The following is a 13055-nucleotide window of genomic DNA, read 5'->3' on the forward strand; positions in this document are numbered from 1 at the left end:
TAGTTTTTTTGTTCTATACAAAATGTATCATTATGTTGAAAATTTAAAGTTTAGTTATATATTAGATAAAAGATTAATTTTGATAAAAAAACAGAAAATTATAAATAAAATGTTATTTAATTGTATTTTTTTTATACGGTATGTGTTATAATTACATCGAGTCAAGGTGATTTAGGAATAATTTACTAATAAGTGTGGTGAGGTGGATGAATATGGATACGAATATTCTGTTGGATAGCGGTACGAATGAGTTAGAAGTTTTGGAATTTACATTGGAAGGACAGCATTATGGAATAAATGTTGCAAAGATAAGAGAAATTATTTCTTATCAGGAAGTTACCCCGGTTCCGAACGCACATCCGAGTATCGAAGGAATTTTCATGCCGCGTGATACGATGATAACAGCAATTAACTTGAGAAATTGCCTTCAGATGAGAGAATATAACGATGAAGAGAGAAATACCTCTTTGTTTATTGTAACAAATTTTAATAAACTTGATATTGCATTTCACGTAGACGCAGTTATGGGAATACATAGAGTTTCATGGGACCAGATTATTAAGCCTGGAACCACTGTTTCAACGAGCGAGGATGGTATTTCTACAGGAATTATTAAGATTAATGGAAAGTTAATTATTATTTTAGACTTTGAGAAGATTGTTACAGATATTAATCCGGAGACAGGACTTAAAATGTCTGAGATTGAAGAGTTAGGTAACCGTTCACAGCGCAATGTACCTATTTTAATTTCAGAAGATTCTCCGCTTTTGAATAAGCTTATCGTAGATTCTTTGAAGCAAGCGGGTTATGTGAATCTAATACATACTGAAAATGGTAAGCAGGCATATGATGTAATTACAGCATGTAAGGAAGATGGTACATTGAACGAGCATGTGAAATGTATTATTACGGACATTGAAATGCCGGTGATGGATGGTCATCGCTTGACTAAGCTGGTAAAAGAGGATGAGTTGACAAAGCATATTCCGGTTATTATTTTTTCCTCTTTAGTTAATGAAGAAATGAGAAGAAAAGGTGAATTACTTGGGGCGGATGCACAGCTTTCTAAGCCGGAGATTGGGAATCTGGTTCATGTAATTGATGGGCTATTGAAATAATTAGCAGTAGGTTTCAATTATAAGAATATATTATATAAGCTTAAATAGCCGGGATTCAATTCCTGGCTTTTTTGTATCATAAGTATCATGGGAAGGATCTTGGTATGAAAGAAAATATTGAGGCTATAGGTTTGTAGCAGAATGAGGTTTTTAATGAATGATGTAAAAAAGAATATGATAGACAGTATAATGGAAGCAGATTTTGTCCTGGTTGGTCTGGGAGGAGAACTGAAAGCGAAGCTTTCGGATATCGAAAGGGATTCTCGTTATTTGGATATTTTAAATAGGATAAAAGCAAAGGAAGAATATCATTGGATAATTCCTTATGTGGAATGCGTTTATTTAAGTGAGCATAGGGATGCCGGCGTAAAAGCAGCTTACACTAATTTGGAGAAAATGCTGGAGGGAAAGAACTATTATATAGTTTCCACTTGTATGGATGATTATATATATGATACGGGTTTGGAAAGAGATAGAATTGTAACTCCTTGTGGCGGATATCGTTTCGTGCAGTGTACAGATAATTGTTCAGGAACAGTAACGAAAACGGATATGCATATTTTTAATCAGATTAAGTCTTGTATAGAGGGAAAAGAAGAAGCGGAGGATCTATTAGGAAGAATAGAGAAGCCGATATGTGAGAGCTGCAATAAAGATATGACATTTAATAAGATAGAAGCAGAACACTATGCGGAAGAAGGGTACATGGAAAGGTGGAAACATTACACAGAATGGTTACAAGGAACAGTCAATCGTAAGCTTTGTGTAATAGAATTGGGAGTAGGAATGCAGTATCCTACAGTAATTAGATGGCCTTTCGAAAAAATCGTGTTTTTCAATCAGAAGTCTTCCTTTTTTCGGATAAATAGTAAGCTATATCAGATGACGGAAGAGATTAAGGAAAGAGGGCATTCCATCAAAGAAAATTCGACAGATTTTCTCATAAATTGGTTTGTCTAATAAGAATATGTATGATAAACTAAGAGGGTAGGGTCATTACATAAATAGAAGAAATGTGAGGGTGTTTCATGAATTCAGATGAAGAATATTTGGACGATTTACTCAAGTCCATTATGGAAAGTGAAGATGAAGCCGATTCTTCAGAAGCGGAAAAAGAGGCGGATTTAGAGGATATCACCGAAGGGGACGGAGATGGTACGTCAACGAATCCTGATGTAGCACTGGAAGATGATTTTTTCCTTAATGATTTTGCTATTCAGGAACCGGATATAGATGATATGGAAGATATTGATACAATGTTTGCAGGTGCCGATGCGATGGCAATTGAAGACATAGGTGCAGAGGAAGAAGGATTTGCAGAAGTTTCAGAATACAATGAGGATGAATTGCATCTGAATGAGTTGAATGAGGAAGAGTATCCTCAAGATGAGAATTTTCTTGGGGTTGAAGAACCGCTGCAATTGGATGAAGAAATGGACGCTGACGATATGTTGGCGTTATTAGAGAGCATGTCCGATGAAATTGAAGCGGAAGCCTCCAGGGAGAAACTATCAGCAGAGGGAGAAACCTCGTTCGCATCCGAAGAAGATTCAGAAGATAAAAAAGGGAAAAAAGAAAAGAAAACCAAAAAGGATAAAAAAGAGAAGAAAAAGTGGTTTGCGAAGAAGACAGATAAAAAAGAGATAGATGGTGAAGAAGAAAGCGTGGGAGATGGAGAAGCTGAAGAAGTGGGAGCTTCTAAGAAGAAGGGACTTTTTGCTAAAGCTTTTTCTTTCCTGATGGAATCGGATGAGGGTGAAGATGAGACGGAGAAGTTAAAAGCTCAGCATGGAATGGCTCCCTCCGATGAAAATCGAGATATTCTGGAAGCTTTAGATGCAGAGGACAAGAAGAAAAAGAAGAAAAAAGCGAAAAAGAATAAATCAAATGATAATTCCGAGGAAGATGATGCTCCGGTTAAGAAGGCCAAAGAAAAGAAGCCTAAAAAAGTAAAAGTAATAAAAGAAAAGTCTTCTGAGCCGGTAACTCCGGGGAAGAAGGTATCTGTCAAGAATATTGTAATTATCTCGTCATTATGCTTGACTCTTGCAGCGATGGTGATTGTTTTAGTTACTGTTGTACCTGATTTCTTCGATAAGACGAAGGCCAGGACTGCTTATTATGAAGCTGATTACGCAAGTTCCTATGAATTACTCTACGGTAAGAAGTTGGATGATACCGATACAGTGATTTATAATCAATCGAAAATTATTTTAAGCCTGAATAGAAAACTTTCAGCTTATCATAATTATATGGGTATGGGAAAAGAGCTTGAGGCTTTGGATGCTTTGATGTCAGGTGTGGAGAAATATCCTGATATACTTTATGAGGCAGAAGAATATGGTGTTATAGAAGAAGTGGAAGCAGTATATGCGACGATTTTGAATGTCTTAAATGATAAATATTATTTGTCCGAGCCGGTAGCGAAAGTTATTGTTGGTTACGAAGATGATTTAGTCTATACAAGAAAGTTGCGATCCATTGTATATAAGACGCCTTTTGAATTGCCGGGGGAAGAAGAGCAACAGATGGTACAGGCTCCATCAGCTTCTGCCGATCTCCTTCCGGAGGAGCAGGAGCTACTGGGCGAAGCGGTTCTTTCGGGAGAACTTGCGTCTACAACGCCAGTAAGGAGTTCTGATTCCATAGTGCTTCAAAGCGAAGGCGTCCCCACTGAGGAAGAGCCGGAAGATTCAGAAGCACAAGATACTATGGAAGAAGCGCCTGTACAATCTCCGTCTGTAGAGGATGATTTACTGGTAGAAGAAGAACCTGTACAGGAAGAAGCTTCAATGCCAAGCATTAGTTCACCGGGGAGTCAGGGACAACTCATACAAGGAGTACGCCAGCCTATCAATATACAGATTAACGGTAACTAACGAGTTACTGCTCACAGAGTGAACAGTAACACTAACGATACAGAAAGTGACAGAATATGGTAGCAATTATTGATTATGATGCGGGCAATATAAAAAGCGTGGAAAAGGCACTTTTGTTTCTGGGGGAAGAGGCCATCGTTACAAGAAATCGAGAGGATATTCTTGGGGCCGATCATATTATTCTTCCGGGAGTAGGTTCTTTCGGCGATGCTATGAGTAAGATTCGGACTTATGGATTGGAAGAAATTATAAGGGAAGCAGTGGAAATGGAAATCCCATTTCTTGGAATTTGCCTGGGACTGCAACTTCTGTTTGAACAAAGTGAAGAAAGTGCGGGAGTAGCAGGGCTTGGAATATTAGAAGGGGAAGTATGTAGAATTCCGGTTAAAGAAGGATTGAAAATTCCTCATATTGGATGGAATTCTTTGGAATATCCGAATAAGGGAATATTATTTGAAGGTTTATCTGAGAATTCCTACGTATATTTTGTACATTCTTATTATTTGAAAGCTAAAGATGCTCATATTGTTACCGCGACGGCCGAATATGGCACTCTTATGCATGTATCGGTGGAGAAGAACAATGTGTTTGCTTGTCAGTTTCATCCGGAGAAAAGTTCGGATGTGGGGCTTCATATCTTAAAGAACTTCATACGAATTCAAAGGGAGGCAAAATAGATGCATACAAAGCGTATTATTCCTTGTCTTGATGTACACAATACAAGAGTCGTAAAAGGTGTTAATTTTGTAGATTTGAAAGACGCAGGTGATCCTGTTGAAATTGCGGCAGCTTATGATAAGGCCGGAGCAGATGAACTTGTTTTTCTGGATATTACAGCATCTTCTGATGGAAGAGCCACGGTAGTGGATATGGTAAGACGAGTAGCAGAGCGAGTATTTATTCCGTTTACAGTCGGTGGCGGAATACGGACTGTAGATGATTTCAGAATGATACTTCGTGAGGGTGCTGATAAGATATCTATCAATTCTTCAGCGATTGATAACCCTTCATTAATTGGTGATGCTGCAGATAAATTTGGAAGCCAGTGCGTAGTGGTAGCTATTGACGCGAAACAACGTGCGGATGGTTCAGGATGGAATATTTATAAGAATGGTGGCAGAATCGATACCGGACTCGACGCAGTAGAATGGGCAGAGAAGGTATACCGGCTTGGTGCCGGTGAGATTCTTTTGACGAGTATGGATTGTGACGGAACGAAAGCCGGCTATGATATTGCGTTAACACGGGCGATTGCAAATAGTGTGCCGATACCTGTAATAGCATCAGGTGGTGCCGGATGTGAAGCCGATTTCTACGATGCACTTACGAAAGGCAATGCAGATGCTGCACTCGCAGCTTCTTTGTTCCATTATAAAGAATTGGAAATTGTTCAGGTGAAGAAATATTTACAGACAAAGGGTGTATCGGTAAGGTTATAGGAGGTTAGGGCGATGGCGATGATTCAAAATGATTGGTTAGATCTTCTAAAACCAGAGTTTTCAAAGCCTTATTATAAAGAATTGTTTCAATTTATACAGAATGAATATAGCAAAGTGGTCGTTTACCCTCCGGCGGATGATATTTTCAATACGTTTCATTTTACACCTCTTAGCGAGGTGAAGGTGTTGCTGTTAGGGCAGGATCCTTATCATAATGAGCACCAGGCGCATGGATTAAGTTTTTCTGTGTTACCGGATCAAAAGGATATTCCTCCTTCTTTACAAAATATCTATCGGGAATTACATGAGGATTTAGGATGTTATATTCCTAATAACGGTTATTTGAGAAAGTGGGCAGAGCAAGGTGTCCTTCTTCTGAATACTGTGCTGACCGTACGGGCCCATCAAGCTAATTCACATCAGGGAAAAGGATGGGAGCAGTTTACTGATGCCGTAATTGAGGCTGTGAATCAACAGGATAGACCGATTGTATACTTATTGTGGGGGAGACCGGCACAGAATAAGATTCCGATGTTAACGAATCCGAAGCATCTGATTCTAAAAGCCCCTCACCCGAGTCCATTGTCGGCATATCGTGGATTTTTTGGTTGTAAGCACTTTAGTATGGCTAATGAATTTTTACAAAGTAATGGAGTAACGCCGATAGATTGGCAGATTGAGAATTTATAAAATTTATAATAAGAACAAACAAGAAGTTTGCAGAGATAGCGAATTTCTTGTTTTTTTATATAGTTTTTTCTTTCACTTAATTTTATATTGACAAATATTATAAATAATAATATAGTAGTCCTATAGAGAAACACTATTCGGAGGTATACATGGACGAATCGGGAATTTTAGAACGGATGATGTCCTTTGGTCTTACCAGACTGGAAGCAGGCATTTATATTTGTCTTTTTAAAAATGGTGAGTTAACAGGATATGAGGTGGCGAAGCAGACCGGCATCTCTAGATCTAATGTTTATGGTGGGCTGTCAGGTCTTGCAGATAAAGGGGCAGCGTATTTGATTGAAGGAGCAGCGAGCAAATATGCGGCGATTCCAATCGAAGAGTTTTGTGATAATAAGATTCGAAACATGCAAAAAGAAAAGGATTTCTTGATAAAGAATATGCCTGTTATGGCTGTTGCCGAAGAAGGGTATATTACGATTGAAGGTGCCAAAAATATAAAAGATAAGATTCTTACGATGTTGGAAAAAGCAAAGCAGCGTATTTATCTGTCAGCACCGGAGAGTTTTATCGAAAGTATCATAGAAGAGCTTACGGAGGCTGTTGAGCGGAAGATTAAGCTCGTACTGATTACGGATAAAGATATTGGAATAAGGGATACTGTTCAATATCTAACGGAGAAGAAAGAGAAGCAAATCCGCCTTATTATCGATTCCGTTTATGTTCTGACCGGAGATGTCAAAGGTGAAAAGTCAGATACCTGTTTATATTGTGGGCAGAGGAACTTTGTCAATGTATTCAAAGAGGCACTGAGAAATGAAATTAAATTAATTGAGCTTACCGAAGGAGAGACGAAAGATGAGTAAGAAACCATTTGTTACAAAAGAAATGATAGAAGAAATTGTAAAAGAATATCCGACTCCTTTCCACATCTATGATGAAAAAGGAATTCGTGAAAATGTTAAGGCAGTGAAGGAAGCTTTCGCATGGAATGAAGGGTTTAAAGAATATTTTGCTGTAAAAGCAACACCTAATCCATATTTAATACAGATACTTAGAGAATACGGCTGTGGCTGTGACTGTTCTTCCTTAACTGAACTGATGTTGAGTAAAGCCATGGGAATCGTGGGAGAGGATATTATGTTTTCTTCCAATGTAACTCCGGCAGAAGACTATGCATATGCCCAAGAGTTAGGTGCAATTATCAACCTGGATGATTTTACGCATATTGAATTCCTGGAAAAAACAATCGGAAAGCTTCCGGAGACAATAAGCTGCCGATTCAATCCCGGTGGAGTATTCATGATGAGTAATGGCATTATGGATAATCCGGGTGATTCCAAATACGGTTTTACCGTGGAGCAGATGTTCGAAGGTTTCCGAATTCTGAAGGAAAAGGGTGTAAAGAATTTCGGCATTCATGCATTTCTTGCCAGCAATACAGTAACTAATGAATATTATCCAATGCTTGCGAAGCAGTTATTTGAAATGGCGGTGCAGTTGGAAAAAGAGACGGGAGCAGATATTAAATTTATCAACCTGTCAGGTGGTGTCGGCATCCCTTATCAGCCGGATCAGATAGAAAACGATATTCGTGAAATAGGTGAAGGGGTTCGTAAAGTATATGAAGAAGTTCTCGTACCAGTAGGTATGGGGGATGTGGCGATTTATGCGGAAATGGGACGTTTTATGATGGGCCCTTACGGTGCCTTGGTGACAAAGGCAATTCATGAGAAGCATATATACAAGGAATATATCGGAGTGGATGCGTGTGCTGTCGATTTGATACGTCCCGCTATGTATGGCTCTTATCATCATCTTACCGTTCTTGGAAAAGAAGATGAACCTTGTGAATACAAATATGATGTAGTAGGATCTTTATGTGAAAATAACGATAAATTTGCGGTGGACCGTATGCTGCCGAAAATCGATAAAGAGGACTATCTGTTTATCCACGATACAGGCGCTCATGGTTATTCGATGGGCTATAATTATAACGGAAAACTGAAATCGGCGGAATTACTTTTAAAAGAGGATGGAAGCGTAAAGTTAATTCGAAGAGCAGAGACGCCGGCAGATTATTTTGCGACCTTTGATGGGCTGGATATTTATAAGGAACTTAAGAAAGAATTTTAAGGTGGCGAATATTGTCGAAACTGAAAAGTTTTATATTAAAAAATGACTTAAAGCTTTTAGAAATTTGATTAAAAATTTTAGAAAATATACTTGTCAACAACAGCCGAGTATGCTATTATATAACTCGGCTGTTAAATATTAGCGGTACGCCGGCGTGGCGGAATGGCAGACGCACCAGACTCAAAATCTGGCGATGGCAACATCGTACGAGTTCAAGTCTCGTCGCCGGCATTTATAAATTAAGAGGACTTATTTTTCAGCGGGAAGGTAGGTTCTTTTTTTATTCGATAAGAATTTGAGAACAAGATATGTGCAATATGTACAATGCGAACTGTGTATTAATGTATGGTATTGACGAAAATACCAAGAAAATTCTTCTAAAGCTTGACATTGTATATAATAGTTGCTATTATAATTTCAATAACAGAAAAGAAAAAGATGGATTGTTACTGGAAAGCAGGCAAAACCAGATTTTATAAGTTAATCGAACAATGTGGGATTAATTTATAAGGTTTGGTTTTTTTATAAGCTTATTACAATAGGAAATCGATATGAAGATAGATAAGATAATCAATAATAATATTATTTCATCCAAAGATGTCGATAATAGCGAGTTAATTGTTATGGGATGCGGCCTCGGCTTTGGCAAAAAAGTAGGACAAAGCGTGGATGAAACTAAGATTGAGAAGATTTTCAAATTGGATAACAAAGATAGTCTGAAGCGATTCAAAGAACTCCTGAAAAAGCTGCCTTTGGAATATATTCAAGTGTCGGATGAGATTATTTCCTATGCGAAAGGCGCGCTCGGTAAAGAACTGAATGAAAATGTATACTTGACATTGACGGACCACATTGGATTTGCAATCGATCGTTTCAAAGAAGGAATGATTTTCGGAAATGCTTTATTCGAAGAAATTAAGATGTTCTATCCCAATGAATACACGGTTGGTTGTCATGCACTTTACCTTATAGAGAAGAAGACCGGAATCAGACTATTGGATGAAGAAGCGGCTTCTATCGCAATACATATTGTTAACGCGGAGTTTAATTCAGCAGTCGGTGTTACTTTTATGCTAACACAGATGCTCCGTGAAATGATGGAAATTATTGAACAGGAAATACCCACATGTAAGACAGAATCTTACCAGCCGGATAAATTAGCGATTAACTTTAAATACTTAGTACATAGAATGCTCACGGAACAGCCGGAACAGAGCAAAGGGGATGAAGTTCTTTACGACTTTGTCAGAACTCATTGTAAAAGAGAATATGAATTAATTCGTAAAGTGAACGATTTTATTAAAGATAAGTATGATTGCTTCATGACGGAAGAAGAAAGTATTTATTTAACATTGAATGTAAAGCGCATCAGTGATTTAGTTTAAAGCATAGCAGGTCATGAGTTTAAGCTTGCGTTAAAAAGTAAAATAGGAATAAAAAATAGGAGGAGCAGTATGGGTTTATTTGATGCATTTAAGAAAAAAGAGATGGTGATTTCAGCACCTCTGAAAGGAAGATGTGTAAGTCTTAAGGAAGTTAGTGATCCTACATTTATTTGCCGAAGAAATATTAGGAAAAGGTGTTGCAATCATCCCGACGGACGGTAAGATATATGCCCCTGCTGCGGGAGTAGTTACGACGATATTTCCAACAGGTCATGCGGTTGGCATGACGACTAGGGATGGAGTAGAACTCCTCATCCATGTAGGTATCGATACAGTTGCATTAAAGGGCGACGGCTTTATCATTCATGGCAAAGAAGAACAGAAGGTGGAAAAAGGAGATTTATTAATAGAAGCAGATTTGGATAAGATCAAAGCAGCGGGTTATGAGGTAATTACTCCGGTTATCGTATGCAATACGGATGAATATCTTGACATTATTGGACATACAGATAAAGAAGTAAGTGCCGGGGATGACATTATAAGCATTAAGAAGTAAGAAGGAACAGCAAAAGGTAATAATAAAAATTATTATAGAAAACAAGAAAATAAGTAAAGATATGGAAGGAGAACAAAACGTGAAAGAATTTAAGTACACAATTAAAGATGAATTAGGTATTCATGCAAGACCGGCAGGTTTATTGGTGAAGGTAGCAGCACCTTTTAAAAGTACCATTACGGTAGATACAGGGGCAAAACAGGCAGATGCAAAGAAAATCATGGCAATTATGGGTGCCGGAGCAAAGAAGGGGATGACTGTTACTTGCCGTGCGGATGGTCCTGATGAAGCGGAAGCCATCGATGCGTTGAAGAAATTTTTCGAGGCAAATCTATAAGTTGTATTCTTAGGGCGAAAGCCTTTTAGAATAAAAAAGGTAATGAAGTCCTGCAGCCAGGGCAGGACTTAAATTAAACAAGGGGGTACTTTTTTTATGATGAAATATTTACAAAGACTTGGTAAGTCATTAATGCTTCCGGTTGCATGTCTTCCGGTTGCAGGTATTATGTTAGGACTTGGTTATTGGATTGACCCTTCAGGCTGGGGCGGCAATAACGTAATCGCTGCATTCCTTTGCAAAGCGGGTTCCGCTCTTATCGATAATATGGCACTTTTGTTTGTTATCGGTGTTGCAGTTGGTATGTCTGACGATAACGACGGAACATCTGCACTTGCAGGTATTGTTTCTTACTTAATGATCAAAACATTACTGTCTCCCGGTGCAGTTGAGATGTTCACCGGAGCGGAGGCTAATGTTGCTTTCTCCAAAATCGATGGAAACCAGTTTATCGGTATTTTAACAGGTTTAATTGGTGCTGGATGCTATAACAAGTTTAAGAGCACGAAACTGCCGGATGCGTTATCGTTCTTCAGTGGTAAACGAAGCGTAGCGATTGTTACAGCTGGCGTTACGATTGTTGTAAGTTTAATTCTGTTCTTTGTATGGCCGATTATTTACGGAGCACTCGTAGCTTTCGGTACAGCTATTTCCAGTACAGGAGCAGTTGGTGTTGGTCTTTACGGCTTCTTCAACAGATTATTGATTCCATTTGGTCTCCATCACGCATTGAACTCCGTATTCTGGTTTGATGCAATCGGTATTGCAGATCTCTATAAATTCTGGGGATTGGGAGGATATGAAACTTCAGCGGCAGTAATCGGTGAGACAGGTCAATATATGACAGGCTTCTTCCCTGTTATGATGTTCGGTGTTCCGGCAGGAGCTCTTGCAATGTATCATACAGCGAAATCCAATAAGAAGAAAGTAGCAGCCGGATTACTCGGTGCAGCAGCTCTTTGCTCCTTCTTAACCGGTGTTACAGAGCCTTTCGAATTCGCATTCATGTTCTTATCACCTGTACTTTATGTAATACATGCACTCTTAACAGGTATCGTATGTGCGATTACAGCACTTCTTCCTGTAAGAGCAGGATTTACCTTCAGCGGTGGTTTCATCGACTGGGTACTTTGTGCAAAACTGCCTGCAGCGATGAACACATGGATGATCCTTGTAATCGGTGCTGTTGTAGCAGTAGTTTATTATATCGTATTCCGTTTTATTATCGTTAAACTGGATCTTAAGACTCCGGGAAGAGAAGATGATGATGCGGAAGCGGATAAGAAAGTAGTTCTTTCCAATGATAACTTTACAGAAGTTGCAACCATCGTTTTGGAAGGTATTGGCGGAAAAGAAAACGTTACATCTCTTGATAACTGTATTACAAGACTTCGTTTCGAAGTTAAGGATTACACGAAAGTGGATGAGAAGAAAATTAAGTCAGCCGGTGTCGCAGGTATTATGAGACCGAGCAAAACATCCGTTCAAGTTATCGTTGGTACGAAAGTACAGTTTGTAGCGGATGAAATGAAGAAAATGTTGTAAAACATTATAATCCCTGGCATATCGGAAGCCTCATATCTTAATATGGGCTTCCGATATTAACTTATATCATAGAAACTTCGTTTTTATGATATAAGGCCCTACGGGCAGGTAATGCACAGCTACGCGCGCATAGCAAAAAAAGCAAAAAGGTAACAAAAAAAGCAATGTGAATCTGGCGGCAGATGAGGTATACTAAGTATAAATAGTTAAGAGCGTGTACAATGCGCGGATTGGAGAGGATAACGTGAATATAGTTAGAGCAAAAGATTATCAAGATATGAGTAAAAAAGCAGCTGGTATTATTGCTTCTCAGATTATTATGAAACCCAATTGTGTTTTAGGGTTGGCAACAGGTTCTACACCGATTGGGGCTTACGAGAATCTTGTGGAATGGTATCAAAACGGTGACTTGGATTTTTCTAAGGTTTCTTCTGTGAATTTGGATGAATATAGAGGTATTACGAGAGAGAACGACCAAAGCTACTATTATTTTATGAATAAAAACCTTTTTGGAAAGGTAAATATAGATAAGGCTAATACTCATCTTCCTGACGGAATGGAGTCGGATAGCGATAAAGCATGCAGTGATTATAATAAGGCTATCGAAGCAGTTGGCGGCATTGATTTGCAGCTTCTTGGACTCGGACACAATGGACATATCGGTTTTAATGAGCCGTCAGAAGAGTTTGTTCCGGATACGCACTGTGTGGATCTGGCACCTTCTACTATTGAAGCGAATAAGAGATTCTTTGCTTCTTATGATGATGTACCTAAGCAGGCATATACAATGGGAATTAGAAATATTATGCTGGCAAGAAAAGTTCTTGTAGTGGTGAGCGGTGAGGATAAAGCAGCGATTGTAAGAGATGCCTTCTTCGGTCCGATTACACCTAAGGTACAAGCTTCTGTATTACAGCTTCATCCGAATGTCACCTTGGTTGCGGATGAAGCAGCGTTATCCCTGATTTAA

The 13055-nt window shown here is 38.7% G+C and carries 13 protein-coding genes and 1 tRNA gene; all 14 read left to right on the forward strand.

Going from position 1 to position 13055, the window contains the following annotated elements; all coding sequences use genetic code 11:
- The first annotated feature begins 212 nt into the window (after positions 1–212).
- The 14 genes from RBB56_RS17605 (at position 213) to nagB (ending at position 13055) form a co-directional block, all read left to right on the forward strand.
- Positions 213–1118, forward strand: coding sequence for a chemotaxis protein (locus RBB56_RS17605; RefSeq protein ID WP_306720249.1), 906 nt, complete (start codon positions 213–215; stop codon positions 1116–1118).
- Between the two features lie 153 nt (positions 1119–1271).
- Positions 1272–2078, forward strand: a complete 807-nt coding sequence (locus tag RBB56_RS17610) for a hypothetical protein (protein WP_306720250.1) — start codon at positions 1272–1274, stop codon at positions 2076–2078.
- A gap of 68 nt (positions 2079–2146) precedes the next feature.
- Positions 2147–3997, forward strand: a complete 1851-nt coding sequence (locus RBB56_RS17615; protein WP_306720251.1) for a hypothetical protein — start codon at positions 2147–2149, stop codon at positions 3995–3997.
- A gap of 56 nt (positions 3998–4053) precedes the next feature.
- Complete coding sequence (hisH, locus tag RBB56_RS17620; RefSeq protein WP_306720252.1) at positions 4054–4674, forward strand: imidazole glycerol phosphate synthase subunit HisH; 621 nt, start codon at positions 4054–4056, stop codon at positions 4672–4674.
- Positions 4675–5436, forward strand: coding sequence for an imidazole glycerol phosphate synthase subunit HisF (gene hisF, locus RBB56_RS17625; RefSeq protein WP_306720253.1), 762 nt, complete (start codon positions 4675–4677; stop codon positions 5434–5436).
- A gap of 12 nt (positions 5437–5448) precedes the next feature.
- Entirely contained in the window at positions 5449–6126 is a 678-nt protein-coding gene (locus RBB56_RS17630) for a uracil-DNA glycosylase (protein ID WP_306720254.1), read from the forward strand.
- A 149-nt stretch (positions 6127–6275) separates the two neighbouring features.
- A complete protein-coding gene (locus tag RBB56_RS17635) occupies positions 6276–6992 on the forward strand; it encodes a TrmB family transcriptional regulator (protein WP_306720255.1) in 717 nt (238 codons plus the stop codon).
- The gene (locus RBB56_RS17640; protein WP_306720256.1) at positions 6985–8262 is read left to right on the forward strand and encodes a diaminopimelate decarboxylase; all 1278 of its coding nucleotides are present in this window, start codon (positions 6985–6987) and stop codon (positions 8260–8262) included. Before RBB56_RS17635 ends, RBB56_RS17640 begins: the two co-directional genes overlap by 8 nt.
- A 148-nt stretch (positions 8263–8410) precedes the next feature.
- A tRNA-Leu gene (locus RBB56_RS17645) sits at positions 8411–8493 on the forward strand.
- Positions 8494–8813: 320 nt separating this feature from the next.
- Positions 8814–9647, forward strand: coding sequence for a PRD domain-containing protein (locus RBB56_RS17650; protein ID WP_306720257.1), 834 nt, complete (start codon positions 8814–8816; stop codon positions 9645–9647).
- Between the two features lie 154 nt (positions 9648–9801).
- Positions 9802–10203 carry a PTS sugar transporter subunit IIA gene (locus RBB56_RS17655; RefSeq protein ID WP_306720258.1) on the forward strand — a complete coding sequence of 134 codons (402 nt, stop codon included), beginning with the start codon at positions 9802–9804 and terminating at the stop codon, positions 10201–10203.
- Positions 10204–10282: 79 nt separating this feature from the next.
- The gene (locus tag RBB56_RS17660; protein ID WP_306720259.1) at positions 10283–10540 is read left to right on the forward strand and encodes an HPr family phosphocarrier protein; all 258 of its coding nucleotides are present in this window, start codon (positions 10283–10285) and stop codon (positions 10538–10540) included.
- A 96-nt stretch (positions 10541–10636) separates the two neighbouring features.
- Complete coding sequence (nagE, locus tag RBB56_RS17665; protein WP_331526136.1) at positions 10637–12085, forward strand: N-acetylglucosamine-specific PTS transporter subunit IIBC; 1449 nt, start codon at positions 10637–10639, stop codon at positions 12083–12085.
- A 244-nt stretch (positions 12086–12329) separates the two neighbouring features.
- Entirely contained in the window at positions 12330–13055 is a 726-nt protein-coding gene (gene nagB, locus RBB56_RS17670) for a glucosamine-6-phosphate deaminase (protein WP_306720260.1), read from the forward strand.

The sequence above is a fragment of the Kineothrix sp. MB12-C1 genome (assembly GCF_030863805.1).
Classification (GTDB): domain Bacteria; phylum Bacillota; class Clostridia; order Lachnospirales; family Lachnospiraceae; genus Kineothrix.